Source organism: Halococcus sediminicola (assembly GCF_000755245.1).
In the GTDB taxonomy this organism is placed as follows: domain Archaea; phylum Halobacteriota; class Halobacteria; order Halobacteriales; family Halococcaceae; genus Halococcus; species Halococcus sediminicola.
The window spans coordinates 164,114-181,648 of record NZ_BBMP01000005.1; the positions used below are offsets into that span (position 1 = coordinate 164,114).

General features: G+C 56.5%; 13 protein-coding genes and 6 pseudogenes. 9 read left to right on the forward strand and 10 right to left on the reverse strand.

The window, feature by feature from the left end; all coding sequences use genetic code 11:
- Positions 1 to 139 precede the first annotated feature (139 nt).
- From ACP97_RS21380 to ACP97_RS02660, 3 genes and pseudogenes are all read left to right on the forward strand, one after another.
- Positions 140 to 550, forward strand: a pseudogene (locus tag ACP97_RS21380) (DUF7260 family protein); the annotation flags it as partial.
- A gap of 122 nt (positions 551 to 672) precedes the next feature.
- Positions 673 to 939, forward strand: a pseudogene (locus ACP97_RS21385) (DUF7260 family protein); the annotation flags it as partial.
- Positions 940 to 1,187: 248 nt separating this feature from the next.
- Positions 1,188 to 1,778 carry a DUF3238 domain-containing protein gene (locus ACP97_RS02660; protein ID WP_049996288.1) on the forward strand — a complete coding sequence of 197 codons (591 nt, stop codon included), beginning with the start codon at positions 1,188 to 1,190 and terminating at the stop codon, positions 1,776 to 1,778.
- A gap of 35 nt (positions 1,779 to 1,813) precedes the next feature.
- Here ACP97_RS02660 and ACP97_RS02665 read toward each other — a convergent pair whose 3' ends face one another.
- From ACP97_RS02665 to ACP97_RS02675, 5 genes and pseudogenes are all read right to left on the reverse strand, one after another.
- A complete protein-coding gene (locus ACP97_RS02665) occupies positions 1,814 to 2,236 on the reverse strand; it encodes a sulfatase-like hydrolase/transferase (protein ID WP_049996289.1) in 423 nt (140 codons plus the stop codon).
- A 686-nt stretch (positions 2,237 to 2,922) separates the two neighbouring features.
- Positions 2,923 to 4,194 carry a Cdc6/Cdc18 family protein gene (locus ACP97_RS02670; protein ID WP_049996290.1) on the reverse strand — a complete coding sequence of 424 codons (1,272 nt, stop codon included), beginning with the start codon at positions 4,192 to 4,194 and terminating at the stop codon, positions 2,923 to 2,925.
- 558 nt (positions 4,195 to 4,752) lie between these two features.
- Positions 4,753 to 4,905: pseudogene (locus ACP97_RS21215) on the reverse strand (RNA-guided endonuclease TnpB family protein); the annotation flags it as partial.
- 28 nt (positions 4,906 to 4,933) lie between these two features.
- Positions 4,934 to 5,635, reverse strand: a complete 702-nt coding sequence (locus ACP97_RS18905; protein WP_079977520.1) for a helix-turn-helix domain-containing protein — start codon at positions 5,633 to 5,635, stop codon at positions 4,934 to 4,936.
- Between the two features lie 493 nt (positions 5,636 to 6,128).
- The gene (locus ACP97_RS02675; protein ID WP_049996291.1) at positions 6,129 to 7,094 is read right to left on the reverse strand and encodes an ABC transporter permease; all 966 of its coding nucleotides are present in this window, start codon (positions 7,092 to 7,094) and stop codon (positions 6,129 to 6,131) included.
- Between the two features lie 384 nt (positions 7,095 to 7,478).
- Between ACP97_RS02675 and ACP97_RS02680 the strand changes: the two genes are divergently transcribed.
- The 3 genes from ACP97_RS02680 to ACP97_RS02690 are packed head-to-tail and all read left to right on the forward strand — an operon-like array spanning position 7,479 to position 10,992.
- A complete protein-coding gene (locus tag ACP97_RS02680) occupies positions 7,479 to 8,606 on the forward strand; it encodes an ABC transporter permease (RefSeq protein ID WP_237561073.1) in 1,128 nt (375 codons plus the stop codon).
- Positions 8,603 to 9,679: an ABC transporter ATP-binding protein gene (locus tag ACP97_RS02685; RefSeq protein WP_049996293.1), complete on the forward strand. Its 1,077-nt coding sequence runs from the start codon at positions 8,603 to 8,605 to the stop codon at positions 9,677 to 9,679. Before ACP97_RS02680 ends, ACP97_RS02685 begins: the two co-directional genes overlap by 4 nt.
- Positions 9,676 to 10,992 carry an ABC transporter ATP-binding protein gene (locus ACP97_RS02690; RefSeq protein ID WP_049996294.1) on the forward strand — a complete coding sequence of 439 codons (1,317 nt, stop codon included), beginning with the start codon at positions 9,676 to 9,678 and terminating at the stop codon, positions 10,990 to 10,992. Before ACP97_RS02685 ends, ACP97_RS02690 begins: the two co-directional genes overlap by 4 nt.
- A 166-nt stretch (positions 10,993 to 11,158) precedes the next feature.
- Here the strand turns inward: ACP97_RS02690 and ACP97_RS20700 are convergent, their stop codons facing one another.
- From ACP97_RS20700 to ACP97_RS20980, 5 genes and pseudogenes are all read right to left on the reverse strand, one after another.
- Entirely contained in the window at positions 11,159 to 12,010 is an 852-nt protein-coding gene (locus ACP97_RS20700) for an FAD-binding domain-containing protein (RefSeq protein WP_237561074.1), read from the reverse strand.
- A 417-nt stretch (positions 12,011 to 12,427) separates the two neighbouring features.
- A pseudogene (locus tag ACP97_RS21220) lies at positions 12,428 to 12,805 on the reverse strand (deoxyribodipyrimidine photo-lyase); the annotation flags it as partial.
- Entirely contained in the window at positions 12,802 to 13,206 is a 405-nt protein-coding gene (locus ACP97_RS02700) for an SWIM zinc finger family protein (protein ID WP_049996296.1), read from the reverse strand. The pseudogene ACP97_RS21220 and the gene ACP97_RS02700, both read right to left, overlap by 4 nt.
- Positions 13,207 to 13,224: 18 nt before the next feature.
- Entirely contained in the window at positions 13,225 to 14,259 is a 1,035-nt protein-coding gene (radA, locus tag ACP97_RS02705; protein ID WP_049996297.1) for a DNA repair and recombination protein RadA, read from the reverse strand.
- Between the two features lie 320 nt (positions 14,260 to 14,579).
- On the reverse strand, positions 14,580 to 14,714 hold the full coding sequence (locus ACP97_RS20980) for a hypothetical protein (RefSeq protein ID WP_272913429.1): 135 nt from the start codon (positions 14,712 to 14,714) through the stop codon (positions 14,580 to 14,582).
- A gap of 58 nt (positions 14,715 to 14,772) precedes the next feature.
- On the opposite strand from ACP97_RS20980, the pseudogene ACP97_RS02715 reads away from it, so the two are divergent.
- From ACP97_RS02715 to ACP97_RS02725, 3 genes and pseudogenes are all read left to right on the forward strand, one after another.
- Positions 14,773 to 16,010: pseudogene (locus tag ACP97_RS02715) on the forward strand (RNA-guided endonuclease TnpB family protein).
- Between the two features lie 46 nt (positions 16,011 to 16,056).
- Positions 16,057 to 16,443: pseudogene (locus tag ACP97_RS02720) on the forward strand (transporter associated domain-containing protein); the annotation flags it as partial.
- A gap of 194 nt (positions 16,444 to 16,637) precedes the next feature.
- Positions 16,638 to 17,507: a universal stress protein gene (locus tag ACP97_RS02725; protein WP_049996300.1), complete on the forward strand. Its 870-nt coding sequence runs from the start codon at positions 16,638 to 16,640 to the stop codon at positions 17,505 to 17,507.
- Positions 17,508 to 17,535 lie beyond the last annotated feature (28 nt).

The following is a 17,535-nucleotide window of genomic DNA, read 5'->3' on the forward strand; positions in this document are numbered from 1 at the left end:
CGATTAAGAACAAGACGAATCCACGAAATGAGTCGGTTGTGCCGTCTCTTCATTCGGCGAATAGAACTATAGCATTCTGCATCGTATTAGTAATAATACCACTCGTTTCGTCCCGACCACTACGCGGTCCGCAAGAGGGATCGTCGAGACGGATCAGCAATGGACTCTCGACGAGCGCGATGCGTTCGCGTCATTCGCTGATTGCCTCGGCGATCTCGACATTGATGTGGTTGGCCCATCAACCGACGGATTTCAGCAGCCATCGACACAGCTGTTGATCGCACCGCCTCACGCATCGAACACAGCAATCTCACTTGAGGAAATCTGCGACATCTACCGTGAGACGGTCATGAGTGTTGATCACTACACTGATCTCTACGGCGATACGTTAGAGGAAAGCCTTGCTCAGGAGTTCGGACCGGAAGTCGCGACTACCATGACAACCAGCGACCAGCTCACACCACAGCTCCGTGACCGGCTCGTCAATTGTAGCCAACAGGCGCGTGAAAGCCGTCAGTCCCTTCTACAGGGCCTCAAAAGCGAACACACTGCTCTTGAGGCTGCCGATGAGAAACTGACGCGCTTAGGTGCTGATCTCGATGACGTTGTGGGGGGCGCTCGTTCGACAACTGGACCGAGACGAAACTCGCTGATGTCGACGAACGTCTCCGCTCGCGCAAACGAGACTGCGAGCAGCTACTCGCTAATCGACAGGCCACTCTCAACGAACAGCGCGTTCCCAGTACCCATCGTATTGATCACGAATTCAGCGAGTATCTCTATGAGTCGCTCTCGGTGACCTATCCTGTGGTGACGGACGCGATCAGTCTCATTGACACGCTCCGTACCGCCCACCAGAGTGTTGAACAGGCACTCTCCAGCCGAGAGCTTGACTTCAACGAAGAATTAACTACTGCACCCTACCGAAAATGCCATTAAAAGCATGAAGTCGCTCGTCGATAATTGGGTACTCAACCTCAGTTTCTGAAAGTGAAAATGTCGCAAACAGGACGTTCGATACCGAAGAGCTGCTGTTCATCCATTGAAGACACTAACCTTGGTATATATCAAGATGCAGAGATTCGTGAGAACCGATCAGAGATAGTGTTTTAACCGGACACACCGCTCTTCGAGTCATCGTAATCAGATGAGCGAAGTATTTTCTCATCGGTCGCGGATCACTATACATGGCTGCTATCGTCAAGCTCCGTGCGGCGACATTCATCCCCCTTGTTTGGCTCGACTCACCACGCGAGGGCGAGGAGAATCTCCAGTTCCGTGGAGACGATCGTGATTTTACACCACATACCGTCAATACTGGTCGTTCACGCGTCGAGCAGGAAGTTGTGATCGACTTCGCGCGCGAGGAAGTGCAGACTCATGCAGACACCGGTCGTTCGAAAGAGCGCATAGAACGACCGGATGGTACTACAGAAATCCACGAGGGAAAAGCTGACACGTCGAATGTCACGGTTACCGATATCGTCTGGGGCGAGGGATGCGAACTCCTCATGCGTGCAGAAGCCGCAAATCCATTAGTTGAAGCAGCCGCTCCAGTGATCTATGAGACACACGCGACGGTCAAATCCGACGGTGGCATTCGCCTCGCGGGTGTTCACGATGCATTTCCCTGCTTCGAATTCTACGCTCAGACCGACTTCAAACCGTTCAGTACGCTGTATACGTATGATTATCGTGAAGTCGGTGGATCTCCGCTAGATCTCGCAGGACCGCCCGAATGTGAGTTCGATATCACCACCCCATGTTCCCCTGATTGAACTCATCATGGTACTGCTGCAAAGCGGTCTTCATATCAGCTCGTCTCGTAGGATTCAGTGAGACAATCCCAGACTGCCTGTGCGTAGGCAGCCGATCCCTGCTGCTCGTCCGCGAACGCCTCCCAGTCGAAGACGTCGCCCGAGAGCGCACGGAATTTCCACGTACCGGTATACTCGTCGAACCCGCGACCGAAGCCGAACGGCCTAGCGAGGATGATATTGCTGGCGAACGCACGCGTCGTGTAGCCGGTCTCGCTGAGTTGCTCCGCGATCACGGGCTCCGGGCAGTCGAGCGTCTGATTGTCGACGTGGATGCCGAGTTCGCTTGGATACTTCCCGGCGAACAGCGAGGCGTGAACGGGGACGGTCCAGTGACTCGTCGCCCACGTATTCGTGAACCGAATCCCCGGCAGCCAGTCGAACTGTTCGTGGAAGGCATCGAAGCGCAGCGTATCCAAACGACGAGTGCGACGTTCATCGGCGGCGCTACCCGCGGGGTGCGTATTACTGTTCGCCGGACGAAGGCCGGCAGCGGCGGACAAACGGTGTAGTGGCCCGGTGCGAGAGGACCCTGTTCGACAAACCGTGGGTCCGCCTGTCGTACAACGTGGTGGTCGGTTCCGGTGTGCTTCCGCAGGCAACCGAGACTATCGCCGAACTCCCCACCAGTTGCCCGATTTGATCCTTCTCGGGTGCACAGCGTGCGATGTGGGCTTCCGCCGGTAAGGAAAGAGTGAACGCTGTCCCTGAGCTCTCAGCTACTCTATACCACCTTCTCGCCACTCTCAACTAGCGTCTCGATGTATTCGTACGCTCCAGAGTATGTCACTATCCTGCTTTGGCAGTTATCTAACGAGAAACGTTGGCAGCGATACCGACGGTGTCGGCAGAAGCTCTTCTACCGCGGCTGCCTTATGTAACAAGCGAAGATCAGCAGGCTATCGAACGTTACACAAGGTCGAACCGCCAACACTCGCGAGGAGAGGACATTGCAGGGGAACATTACGGTCCGCAATTGCCGCTTCAGCTGTTTTCTACCTGCGTCTCAAACGAACTCAACAGCAAGAGCTGGGGTAATCTCTCGATCTTCAGACCCTGGAAGTCACCGACAGCGCTGTATTCCTTTCCTAATCCATGTCTTCAACTACAACATGTTCTTCACGTCAGATATATCGATCAAATCTTCAACAATATCGTTGATACGGCTATCCTCCCCAAGGATGTCGAGAGTAGCCTCAAGATCCGTTTTCAGTTCGAATCGATAGTGAGACCCTCCCTGAATACCTTTGTTCCGTGTTTCAACGAGAAGGAACCCCTGCATTCCGAGACTTTGAAGATGATCACGAACGCGCCGTTCGACGAGTTGGTTGCCGTTGAGTCGGTCAACAATTGATTTGTATTTTTGGAATACTTGTCGTGTCCGTGCTGGAGTCTCTTCGTCGATCTCGAGTGCGACGATAGAAAGAAGCGCAAATTGATCTTGGGTAGTCAGACTACGCATTCCTTCTTCGATCCGTTTCCGTTCAAGGATGTCGCGAGCTTCACGGACGTGTTGTTCGAATATGATCTCCTCGTCGCGATTGAGTGCCAATTCGCCTGCCTTATACAGAAGACGAATAGCCTGACGAGCGCTCCCTTCGTCCTGAGCAGCGAATGCTGAGCAGAGCGGAATAACATCGTCGTCAAGGGCACCTTCGACGAATGCGCGTTCCGCACGCCGTTCTAAAATAGTCGTCAACTGATCAGCATTGTAGGGGGCAAATTCGATTTCGGAATCATAGAGAGAGTCTTTGACCTTGGGCGAAAGATTATCACGAAACTGAAGATTGTTGCTGATCCCGATTACACTTACCCATTGTTCCTCAATGTGTCCGTTCTTTCGTGCTCTCGGAAGTTCATACAGGAGTTCATCGTTACTTCCGATTGCATCGATCTCGTCGATAACGATGATGACTGTTTTTTCGAGATTACTGATCTCATGATATAGAAGATCAAACATAGACTGTTGGTCGATTCCGCTGGGCTTCTTCGTCTTGCCTCGAATTTCTTTGATGAGATGAGCACAGAGTTGATAGCTAGTTGTTTGATTGTTCGCGCTTGTTTTGATGACACTCAGGTCAAGATCGTTTTCACTATCGGCATACTCCTGTAGTAACTCAACCTCGTGGTCGATTGCTACTGTTTTTCCTTGCCCCGTTTTTCCGTAGAGAAACAAATTGTGAGCGTTAACTCCTCTTGTGGCGGGTGCGAGAGCATTTCTGATCTCCTCAAGTTCGGATTCTCGCTCAGGGAGTTGCTCGGGTTGCCAATCTTCCTTCAAAACGCTCTCGTCAGCGAATACTTCAAGAGATTTTCCGTACGGATTGCTGTTGAGTGTGCTGTAAGGATTCTCGGAATCCGTATCTTCACCCACCATCCTGTTTTCCTGTTCGAACCCAATAGAGTGCTACCACATAAAACCCCCTCGTCCGGAGCGTCCTCTGTGTCCGCATAGTTTCTACCCGCTCCCCCCACCACGTCCGCATAATTCTGAAAGAAATGCAGAGTCCGAGATCAGACGACCAATTTGGAGGGAAATCTATAAGTGATGGGTGGTCTACCTAGACCGTAGTATTCAGGTTCGGATAACCTACAGCACTAGTCGTGTCTAGTTTGTAGAGTTTGCGTGTCTCTTCGAGGATTGTAGCAGTGGGTATCTAGACGGATTATGCGGACATGGTGGGGGGAGGGGATTCTACTAATTATCTTCTCTTAGGTGCTAAGACCTCTCCAGAACAGTAATCGGAGAAAGCGCGAGTCGGTTGGGAAGTGCTCGCTGCTACTCAACAAATTATCCGGACGGAGTGGGGGGTGTCCCCCAATAATGTCTTATATGAATTGTCGTTCTCATCGAGGGTTAATTGTCACACAAGGTAAGACCCGTTACAGACAAAGCACGTCGATCAGTGGCGTTGTACCTTCAAACTGAGCAAGCCGCCGACCAGAACGCGCCGGTCGACGTGACCGCCACGTTCTTGATTCCGAGGTCCACGCCAAGGACCGTCGGGTGCTCGGCGGGTTCGGGTTCGTCCACGTCCGCTGTTGTACAGAGGTGAAGATAGAACGCACCGTCGCGGTGGTGAAGGGTCCGCGCCCTTGACCGAGTACTTCGGGCTTCAGGACGGGATTCCCTCGCTGTTTAAAGAATGGCTCGTGAGGATATTTGAGAGCGCGCGTCGCAAGCGTTCGGAGGCAGCTTGATTGGAGATGTCGAACTGTGTGGCGAGTTCATTCATTGTGATATTGCGTGGAATATCAAAGTAGCCGCCTTCGATAGCTGCTTTGAGCAAGCTGGACTGTGGTGCAGTCAATTGGCTCTTTTCAGGAGATGCACCCCTGTTGAGGCTCTCTAATCCGAAGTCGATGCCTCGTTCTTTGCAATGCTTACGATAGGCGGTCAACGCCTCGCGGTCCGGGCACCGCATCCGAAGTGTCCATCCGCTTTGCGTACCTTCCCCTTCAAGGAGGATACCTCCGAGACTAGCCCATGACCAGTAAGTAGTCTCTGTGGCGGGAAGATGTACTTGGTAGAGCGTTCGCTCATCAGCTTGTGCGTTTAGCACGGTTACGTTTCTCACCAAATCGGATTGTCGAAGCACGACCTCGTAGCTCTCGGGACCACTACATGTCGCCCAGAACGATGCCGAGACGGTTTCCGGGTCACAGGCTACTATCTGTTCGAGTGTGAGTTGTACGCCGGGAACCTCTCTCAGCAGCTCTTGATGGGTTGGTGGTTTGATCGTGAATTCCATGGTGAAACTCGTGATTTCTTCCTCTCCATCTCCTGATTCGGTCGGCTGTCTGCAGGTCGGTTCCATTGTTGGGTGCACCCTTTGTCCGGATCATGCCTGTCAGAGGGTTTGTCTGTGCAGCGAAACCGGTTATCCCATTATGGCACCAACTCAACGGCTTTTGGAACATGACCCGTGTATACATAGAACATAGCATAGGTTAAAACATACATTGTTTGATGTCATAGAATTCAAGCGTATCAGATACCATGTTGTCTGATGTTATTACCAAATTGACTTATGAAAAATCATTTTGGCACTGTCTAGTTAAGACGGATCGGACGATTTCGGGGGTTTGAGAGGTCGGAGTGAGAGATGGAAAGAGACGAGAGCTGATTCGGCGGGTGATGAGCTAGAGAGGCGATCAGCCGGTTGATCAAGAATCTTCGTCTGAACTCGAAGGAATTCTCCAGAGAGCTACACTCACTCACCCGAACTCGCTTATCTAGACAGTGCCGGTCAGGCGCTACTATCGTAAATAAAAAAGGAGTTTGTTTGAACACAACGGCTCAGAAGCTACTCACTCGCTACTCGTTGCCTCGATTCGCGGGTCGATCATCCGGTATGCGATATCCTGAAAAAGATTGCCACCGATACCGAAAAAGACGAGCACTAGTGTCGTCCCGAGGATGAGAGGCAAATCCCGGTTTTGAATCGCCCCATAGCTCAACTGCCCGAGGCCCGGAATCCCAAACACGACCTCGATGACGTAGATGTTGAGCGCCAGTATGATGAGCAGGTCGGCGAAAAACAGCGAGAGCAGCGGAATCGCCGCGTTGCGGAGAAGATGGCGGGCAACGGCCCATCCACTTGCGCCTTTCGCGCGCAGGAGTTTCACGAACTCAGCGTTGACGTACTCGCTGGATTCAGCCCGCGCGTAGCGGGCCTGACCAGCCAGCAAGCTGGTGCCCAACACTAGACTTGGGAGGACAACGGTCTTGAGTACCGGCCAGTATGCGATAGTCGCCTCGCCGTACTGGCCGAGCGGCACAGTAAACACGAACAGCAGTATCCCGGCGAGCCAGAAGTTCGGGACACCGAGACCAATGTACGCGACTCCAGCTCCTATACGGGCGAGAATCGTCCCCTGCTGAGTCGCCGAATACAGCCCGATACCGATACCGCCGACGAGCGCGAATCCCATCGCGGGAACGACATACGCCAGCGTCTGCGGCAACGCCTTCGCTATCAGCGCTGTTACCGGTGCATTCTGACTGAACGACGTGCCCCAGTCGAGCGTTGTCATATCGACGAGCCAGCGCACGTACCGCTCGGCCAGCGGGTCGTCGAGATTTCTTGCCTCGCGGTACTCAGCGAGCGCTGCTTGGGCCGCATCCTCTCCCTGCGTTGTGGCCGCTTCCCAAGCGATGGCCCCCTGATTCGGATCGCCCGTAAGCGTGACGAATCCGAACGTGACAGTCAGAACCAGATAGATGGCAACGATCGCGAAAACGGTGCGGCGGACGAGTTGCCACCGAAAACTCATGGGTCGGTGTATGAGCTTTCGGTTGCAGTCACTGTTTCACCTCTGTCACTGCGAAGGACGCCGCGAGATCGTGCGTCACAATTAGCCACACGATACCAATCCTGTGATTTGATAGATAATAAATTTTCGGCTGCTGAGCTGTGCAGACTTTCTCATATGCATTGAGGCCGCTCATGGCCCGCTTCGGAAATTACGTCTCGCTTTCGAGCGAGCACAGTCCCATGCTCCCCGTTCGACGGCGATGATTCCGTACGCACGAAAACTTATGTCACACCCGAAGTGATTAAGAAAAAGATTGCAACGATGGCGACTGGTACTGACTCCACTGCCAACGCCGAGTTCGAATCCATTGACTGGAACGAATTGAGTGCGAGGAAACCCCTAGTGAGCCGACGAACAGCTGTATTCCTTTTTTCGATTGGAGTTCTGGGTGTGCTCTTTTGCTACGATCGGTTTGTCGTTCCGAGTAATGAACCGACGCTCGGAACACGAGGCGTCTTCAACTGGGATGTCACCCAACTCGACTGGCTGTTCGTCCTTTCGCTGCTCGCACTCATCTCGTATATCGTTGTTCCGTTGGCTCAGAATCGCCAGCAAACCAAGCAGTACTGGCTGCGTCTTCGGTCGAACAGGCTTGCTGTCGGAAGCCTCCTGTATCTGGCTGGATTTCTCGTCGTCGGCACGGCTGGCCCGCTCGTCCTTGGGAAGCCGGAGGTTGACGTCCTCGCCAAATACCAGCCACCGATGTTCTTCACGACCGATGCAGGAAGCGTCGCCTTGAACTGCATCGGCGAGGTGACACAGGCTGGAACGGATAGCCGGTGTCACGGCACTCTGCAGTATCCACTCGGAACGACGAGAAGCGGCGGCGATATGCTCACGGTCGCGGTTGCCGGAATGCGGGTAAGCCTGCAAGTCGCGTTGATCACCTCGGTGATCATCATTCCCATCGCAACAGCCGTCGGAACGCTCGCCGGCTACGTGGGTGGACTCGTCGACGAACTGCTGATGCGATACGTCGACGTTCAGCAAGCTGTGCCAGCGTTTCTCGTCTATCTCATCCTGACGTTCGTTCTCGGCCGGAGTCTGTTCCTCATCGTCCTCGTTTTTGGACTACTGAGCTGGGGTGGGGTTGCCCGACTCGTCCGGAGCGAAACGCTCCAGCGACGGGAGGAGGGATACGTCATGGCGGCCGAAAACGCCGGTGTGGGCCGTCTTCAAATCCTTCGGCGACATCTCCTTCCGAACGTATCGAATACCATTATCACGGCTACGACCCATCTGATTCCATTACTAATTCTCGCCGAGGCGGCCCTTGCGTTCCTGGAGTTGGGTGTCATCGCCCTGCCGTCGTGGGGACAGACGGTTGCTCGGGGATTCCAAGGCGACTATTTCCTGCAAGCGTGGTGGGTGTGGCTGCTACCGCTGCTCCTGTTGATCGGGACCGTCGTTTCGTTTAGCGTTCTCGGTGATGCGCTACGCGACGTGCTCGACCCGCGGGGGGAACCATGACCGACCCGCTTCTCTCGGTACACGACCTTCGAACCCACTTTCAGACGAGCGAGGGCACCGTCCGAGCGGTCGATGGCATCGATTTCGATATCCATTCGGGCGAGACGGTCTGTCTGGTTGGCGAGAGCGGTTCGGGGAAAACCGTGGCTTGCGAGTCGATCACCAGGCTAGTCCCGACGCCGCCGGGCGATATTACCGGAGCGATACGCTTCGACGGCGGTGATCTCACCGAAATGCGGACGAAAACCCTCCGACGATACCGCGGCGACCGTATCGCTCATATCTTCCAGAACCCGCAGGACGCACTCGATCCCGTATATACCGTTGGAACACAGCTTGCCGAAGCGATCCAGTTCCACCGTGACGAGTCGAAGTCAACGGTACAACAGCGCGCCGTCGAACTACTCGACCGGGTCGGTATTCCGGAGGCGACATCCCGTATCGACGAATATCCCCACGAGTTCTCCGGCGGGATGAAGCAGCGCGTCGTAATTGCGATGGCGCTCGCCGCCGACCCCGACATGCTCATTGCCGACGAACCGACGACGGCACTCGACGTCACGACGCAGGCGCGTATCCTCGACCTACTGAACGAACTCAAACGCGAACGCGATATGGCGATTCTGTTCGTCACCCACGACCTCGGAGTGGTCGCAGAGATGGCCGACCGTGTGCTCGTCCTCTATGCGGGGAAAGTGATGGAACGTGGGCACGTCTACGACGTATTCGAGAGCCCAGCCCATCCCTATACGCAAGCACTATTTCGGTCGCTCCCGCGTCGAAACACCCAGCCCGAGCCCATCGGTGGAACGCTTCCCAGTTTGGTTGACCCGCCCGATGGCTGTCGGTTCCACCCGCGCTGCCCGCACGCAATCGGAGACTGTACGGCGGGGAGTCAGCCGCCGCTCGAAGCGGTCAGCGACGACTCTGACCGGGGGGCCTCATGCGTGTTTTACGATGACGACCACGACCAATCCGTCGTCGATGAGGAGGTCCGTACGAGTGCGACAATGGGTGGTGCACGAAGCGACCGTCAAGTCGAATCCGAGCGAATCGACGGGAGCAATCAATGACCGACGAACCGCTGCTTTCGGTCTGCGGGCTGAAAAAGCATTACCCGATCACCGAAGGCCTCCTCAACCGCGAGACCGGGCGCGTACGCGCCGTCGATGGTATCGACTTCGACATCCATCGCGGCGAAACGCTCGGACTCGTCGGCGAGTCCGGTTGCGGGAAATCGACCGCGGCGAGAGTACTGCTTCGACTCGAAGAGCCAACCGCTGGGACGGTTGCGATCGATGGCGAGAACATCGGCGAGTACGACCGAACTGCCCTCAAGCGACTACGCCGGCACGTCCAGATGGTCTTTCAGGACCCGTCATCGACGTTCGACCCGCGGCTGACCATCGGCGAAGCAGTCGCCGAACCCCTAACAACGCATGGATTGCGCGATTCCGAGCGCCGTCGAGAGGTAGTCGAGGGCGCGCTCGAACGTGTCGGACTATCCGGAGGAGATTACAACCGCTATCCCCACGAGTTCTCCGGTGGGCAGAAACAGCGCATTGCGCTCGCGCGAGCGTTGGTACTGAATCCCGATCTCCTCGTGGCTGACGAACCCGTGAGCGCGCTCGATGTCTCGGTGCAGGCCGAAATTCTCGGACTGCTTTCGGACCTACAGCGGGAGTTCGACCTCTCGATGCTCGTCATCAGCCACGACATGGGTATCGTCAATCAGGTCTGTGACCGGATCGCGGTAATGTATCTCGGCGAAATCGTCGAAATCGGACCGACAAGCGAGGTATTCGATGACCCTCAGCACCCCTACACGCGGTCGCTACTCTCGTCGGTGCCCACATTGGACCCATACGCGCGCGGACAGGCCGGCGGACTCTCCGGCGATGTCCCGGACCCGGCGGACCCACCAAGCGGCTGTCGGTTCCATACGCGCTGTCCCGCGGTGATTCAGCCGGAGGAGTACACTTTCGAGCAGGAGCACTGGCGGAGTGTGTTGGATTTGCGTGTAGACGTGACGAACGGGCGAATCGACCTCGATACCCACCGGGAGGTCCTCGTCGCGGAGGGTGAGGCCGCAACCACCGAGCAAGTGACAGACGAGCAGTTGCGGACGGCATTTCGTCAGGAGTACGATATTCCGGTCTCGGTGGCTGATGATGACGCCGAAGCAACCCTCTCAGCAGCTCTCGACGAGATTGTGGCTGGCGATGTGGATGCTGCTGAGAGCCGCCTCACCAGAGAATTTGCATCCGTCTGTGAACAAGAGCACCCAGCACCACAGGAAACGGATGCGGGCCATCCGGCAGCGTGCCACCTTCACGATGAAATGAAGAGGACAGCAATAGCCGACTCATCTCTACCTATAGATTGATCTCTCAGCCGATGTCCTACCGGCCTGAAAAACAGAATAGAATCGTCTCTCTGACTCACCAGTGGTTGTTTCAGTTCTTGGCATCGATTCTTGATCAACCCGATTTCTTAACCCGCCGAAATCAACTGATCTGTCTTAACTAGACCGTGCCCGCTATTGAATATCATCAGAAGTCTGCCAAACGGCGCTGACTTTGCTCATCAATTGACTGTCCGTCTTCTACGCTCTTGTTTTCGGCTTCATTGCTCATGTGTCGGCGACGGTCTTGGGAAAGCGACGCGCGGCGACGGGTCTCGGGATCATCAAGTGCCGCGCGAGCCTGGTCAGCGAACTGGCTGAACTGCTCGCGAGCTATAGTTGCCTCACGTTCAAAGTCAACAATTGGATAGGGGTAGTCAGCATCTGATACATTGCCAATTGTGACGCCGCACTCGTGCTGGACGTGAATCGGCGCTCGCTCGGAGCGAGCGAGGAACTCCTCGGGAAGATCGCGAAGTTCGGGAACGTACTCGCGGATAAACTCGCCAGTGGGATCGTTCTCGCGAGCTTGTTTCCACGGATTGTAGATCCGATTCGGGTGGCAGCCAACAAGGCCACATTGCATCTGCCACTGAGCGTAGTTGATCGCTGGATCTGCGTCGATCAGATGGTAGTACATGAAATCTGCACCGATGCGCCACCATTGTTTCAAGATGTAGCCGAAAAACGAGGCGACCATCGCCCGCATTCGGAAGTTCAGCCAGCCGGTTTCAGTGAGGGCGCGCATCGATGCATCGACCATCGGAAATCCAGTCTGTCCCTCCTTCCACGCGGTGATGAGTTCCGAATCACGCTCGTCGCTATCCGCATAGAGTCCCCGGAGTACAGGGTTGACGGCTTCTTTTGTGAGTGTGGGGTTGTCAGCAAGCTTCTGGCGGAAATGGCGGTTCCAGTACAATCGCGATTCGAAGAGGTCACGGGCGCGCTCGGCTCCGCCACGTTCGATGCCCGCCTGATAGATCTGCCGAACCGAGAGCACGCCGAATCGGAGATACGGCGAGAGCCGTGAGGTTCGTTGTTCGGCTTCGGCTGGTGGTGAAATCCCACCGGGGTACTGATCCATGGTTTTCGCACGAGTGAACCAATCGAGACGACGGTGGGCCGCGCGATGGCTACCACGAGGGACGTCTCGTTTTGCAGAGCTGATATCGTGTTGGGCTTCGATCTCGTCAATAGTGACATCGCTTGTGCAAGCATCCGCTTTGGAAACGAGGAGATCTGAATCAGGCGACGAATGACATTCGCTACTCAGATATGTCTCACACTGCTCAGCCCATCTTTCGCGCGAGTCGATTCCTCGCTTTTGGGCATCGAAGACGATTGCTCCCTCCGGAACCGCCTCGGTTTTGATGTTGCCGTCTCGCTGGTTTTCGGCCCGAACCAAATCAGTGATCCGTGCTTCGAACTCATCGTCACGCCGGGCACCGTAGCGGGCAGTCGGATGGCGGGTGTGGCAGAGATACATCCTCTCGGCATTCGAGTCACTGAGAAGAGTAGCAAGCCGCTCAGCAGGGGCGCCATATAGAAACGCGAGCTCCGATCCACGTTCACGGTACTGCTCGCGAAGGCTGGAGAGACATTCGTGAAGAAATGCGATCCGTCCGTCACAGGCGAGCGAATCCGTACCGTAGAACTGAGGGTCGAAGACGAAGACGGGTTGGACTGTCGCCTCTTCATCGCGGGCGCGTGCAGCGGCTCGGTTGAGTGCTGGATTGTCTTCGACCCGGAGGTCCGTCCGGTGCCAAACAACGATTGTCTCGTCGCTGGTAGTCACGGTGAGGGAGATTTACTCTCTTTGAATCGGTTGAGATCGCGCTGGAGGCTGACGAGTTCGGCGCGCTGGGCTGCGAGATTAGCGATGTGTTCATCAAGCTTACCGAGGGCCTCCTGAACCTCCTCATCGAGCGAGTCGAGGTCACGGCTGCCGGCTTCGATGCGGGCGCGGCGAATGTGCTTGCAATCCGCTTCCCGATACATGAAGTCCGGACACGTACAGGAGGGCGTTCGGATATCGACGAGATACTCGATTCCCTCTTCACTGTAGACTTGGTAGATATCCGGGCCGTATTCGATGACAGTCAGCCGTTCGGTGAGTGCCCGGCGGTCGCGCTTGTCGATTGCGTGTTTGAACGGTTGCGTTGCGAGCGCTTCGTCGTACGATGTGGATGTACTCATGAATCTAGCTCCAGGTGGTCATTCAGGCATCAGTCCCTCAGTCTCGACCCGCATCACCGCCTCGCCGTCAGGGAGGCTCGGAGCGTCGACGAGTCGAACGATACGTTTCGTGCCCTTCGAGTTCTTGAGATACAGGCGAACGGTCGACTTGTGGCCGAGGATATTTCCACCGATGGGCTTGGTGGGATCGCCGAAGTACGAATCGGGGTTGCTCTGGACCTGATTCGTCACCAGTACTGCGGTATTGTAGAGGTCGGCCAACCGCGAGAGGTCGTGGAGATGGCGGTTGAGCTTCTGCTGGCGCTGGGCGAGCTCGCCACGGCCGACGTACTCCGCGCGAAAGTGGGCGGTCAGCGAATCGACGCAGACCGCCTGCACTGGCCACTCCGAACCCTCGTACTCGGCAGCGATGTCTTGGGCCTTCTCGGCGAGGAGCATCTGATGGTTCGAGTTGAACGCTTTAGCCACGTGAATCCGCTCGAGGACGGATTCGAGCAGCGCATCCATCGCTGCCTCGTCGGTCGGCCCACCGTCGATGGCTCGCTGGTTCATCGTCGCGGCGAGCACCTCATCGGGGAGCCCACGAACCATCTGCCCGATGCGTTCGGGACGGAAGCAGTCCTCGGTATCGATGAACACTGCGCGTCCCTCAAGTCCACCGTGCTCGGTCGGGAGTTGGACATTTACTGCGAGTTGGTGGGTTATTTGGGATTTGCCGACCCCGAATTCGCCGTAGACTTCGGTGATCGACTGCGTTTCGACACCACCGCCAAGAAGTTCATCAACTTTGTCGACCCGCCAGCCGAGCTTACCGATCTCGTTACGGCGGCTGAGAACGTCCGTTCCGCTTTCGAATCCACCAATGTCAGCTTCATCACGAGCGGCGGTAATGATGTCCGCTGCAGTGCTTTCGCCGATGTCAGCTGTGTTCGAAAGCTCACCGGGACTAGCGACCGCGATGCCCTGATAGGAGTCGAAGCCCGAATCGATGAGTTTGTCAGCGGTCGCTGGCCCAACCCCCGGGAGGCTCTCGAAGTCTATGGTTGCTGCCATACATTAGAGAACGGCCTCTTGAGGGATAAGTCGGCGTTAACAGCATTGTGAAAGTGGAGCCGCTCCCATTGAAACAGCCGAAATCGCGGAGCAGTAGCTTTGAGTCGGATGTCAGGAATACATTCACTCGACTTGCACCCGTCGAATCCTACCGTGGTGAGATATGATTCAAGATCGGCGGGCGTGTGGGCTCGTACGTCCATAGTTTCCTCGGCGACAGCTGTGTCACCGGTCTCATAGCAATCTCCGTTCAGCGCGGATACCACGCCGTTTACGGCGTGGAGGAGCGCGCAATTCTTCGCAACCGCTACACGGTGACGTTACTGCTCGCCGGAATCCAACCGCTTCGCGCCTTCGAGCATCATTCCCTTCCATGTGTAGCCGCGCTCGTCTTTCAGCGCCGCGAGCTGTTCGTGCTGTTCGTCGCTTAGGGTGAATCGGACTTCTTTCCCCATGCATTGTGTTATCCGTGAGTCCTATGTGTGTTGCGGTCGTATCCGGTACTGTCGGAGAATGACCGCCACAGCCACCAAGACCCTCGAAGCCACGCTCGTCACACCCACCACGGGCAAAGAGCGCGGGCTTCAGCGAACAGTGGCGAACTACCGGCGAGCGCTCCGCAAATCGTTCGGCGCACGGGCGACCACGCAAGCAGCGGTCAACGACGTTGTGACGCCGTACACGCTCACTTCGTATGCGAAGGACGCGCTCAAGAGCTACGTCCCGAAGCTTCGGGACACCTACGGCGCGTCCGAACTCGCCGACGACCACCCCGTTCGGTTTACGAACCGCGGGTTCCGTCTCGACCACTCCGCCGACCGCGAAGCCGAGTTCTGCTGGTACGTTCCGCAGGCCGGTCGTGGCAACGGGTTCTGGATGCCGTTGCACATCAATCCCGAACAACGCGGTCTGTGGTTCGGTTTGCTTGATGGCGACCTCTCCGCTGGCGAGTTCCGGCTTCAGGAACGCCGAACGCGGTGGGTTCTCCACGTCATCGTCGAGCGCGAGGTTCCCGAACCCGGCAAGATGGACGAACCCACCCACGTCGGCTTCGACATCGGCGAATCCAAGCTCTTGGCGGGCTGTGCCTGCCGAGACGACGGTACTCCGGTTCGTCCGATGTTCGTTGACGGCGGTCGGGCGCGACACCTCCGCAAAGAGATGTACACCACGCTCAAGCGATTCAAGAGCGCGATGCCGCCGAGTGGCGCACCGACGAACGGTCCGACCACTACCAGAACGCGCTCACCGACATCGTTGAGAAGGCATCCCGGCGGGCCGTCGAGTACGCCGAGTCCTTCGAGCACCCGGTTATCGCCCTCGAAGACCTCTCGTACATCCGCGAACGGTTCGATTATGGCGCGTATATGAACCGACGGTTGCACTCATGGGCATTCGCCCGGCTTCAGGACCGGATCGAGGACAAAGCCCGCGAAGCCGGTATCGCCGTCGAGTTCGTCGCCCCGGCGTACACGAGCCAGACGTGCCACGCCTGCGGCCACATTGGCCGGCGGAGCGAGCAGGCGGAGTTCCGCTGTACGAACACCGACTGTTGGGTATCGGAGTACCAAGCGGATTTGAACGCGGCCAGCAACATCGCCAGTCGCGTTGACCCGTGGGGAGAGAGCCTGCCGTTGAAATCGGCGGGCGATGACTCGCCACAGGACGGGAGTGCCCTTGACAGCACCACAGCCCACCGAAAGACGAGCCGGACATCCCGGCAGATGACGCTTTCGACCTTCGCGGGCTGAAACCTCTCCGGGAGACCGGATTCCCACCGTGTGGGATTCCCCGACCTTCAGGCCGGGGGAGGATGTCAAAACGATGGAAGACGTGCTCGAGGAGATCGTCGGCGAGATACTGGTCGGTGACGAGGAACACCCAATCGAGTTCGTCAGCGACGATACCGTCCTAGTGAATGGCTCGGTCAACATCCACGAAGTCAACGAGGCTCTCGGCATCGTATTGCCGGAGGGCGAAGAGTTCGAGACTATCGCGGGGTTCATGTTCAACCGTGCGGGCCGTCTCATCGAGCAAGGCGAGACGTTTGACTATGAGAACGTGGCGCTGCGGGCCGAGCAGGTCGAAGACACTCGTATCCAGAAAGTTCAGGTGAGCGTCGATCGCACTACCACCGAACTGGTCGAAGAGGAATCACTGACCAGTGAGGATGAATCCGATTGACGGGCAGCGTTTCAGCGGCTGTGTCGTGTGGGCATTGTTTTCGGTAACTCTGTTCTGTCGTTGAGACTCGGTCGATCAGTTCACGGAGACGTGCGACCGTGCAATCAGTTGTTCACACTTCTACAGTTGGAAGCTATTCCCATCGAGAAACGGGTGAAAACCATTAGGGAGTCGGAAACCCACCCCTACCTACGATGTATGAGAATATCCTGCTCCCGTTCGACGATAGCGAGGGCGCAGCGGAGGTACTCCATCACGCCAGCGAGATCGCCCACTGGGCCAACGCGACTATCCACGTGCTTTACGTCGCCGACATAAAGCGTGACAGTGTTACGGTGGTCGAGGGCCATACTGTCGATGCCCTGGTGCAGGAGGGTGAGGACATCGTCGACGAGGCCGCGAAAACACTAGAGACGCTCGGAGTTTCGTACGAGACGGATGTCGTCCAAGGTAATCCCGCCCCGACGGTCGTCGACTACGCCCAGCGATACGACCAAGATTTGATCGTGATGCCAACCCACGGCCGTGAAGGGATTTCACGATACCTCATCGGAAGCGTTTCGGAGAAGGTCGTTCGTCTCTCGTCAACTCCCGTGCTCACAGTCCGCATGCAACCCGATGAACAATTGACGTTCCCCTATGAGAGCATCCTCCTCCCAACTGATGGGAGTACTGCGGCGACGCACGCCGCGAAGTATCTTACCCGGCTTGCGGCAGCCCTAGATGCAACTGTGCATGTGCTGTCCGTCGTCGAAGACTCCACGTTCGGGCCGGACGTCCGGTCGGCGGATTTCGGGAAAGAAACCAAACAAGCCGCAGCCGACGCCGTAGAGACCGTCGTCTCTGAGGCCGAAACGTGTGGGGTGGCCAATACCGTCCGTCATATCGAACACGGGTCGCCCGTCGAGGAAATTCTCGACAGTATCGAATCGAACGACATACACGCCGTTGGAATGGGAACGACAGGAAAGCGTGGCACGGATCGTATTTTGCTCGGTAGTGTGGCTGAAAAGACTGTTCGCTCGGCACCAGTTCCCGTCATAACTGTCACCCAGCCAGAGTAACCCTGACGGTCGACCAAACCAATCATGT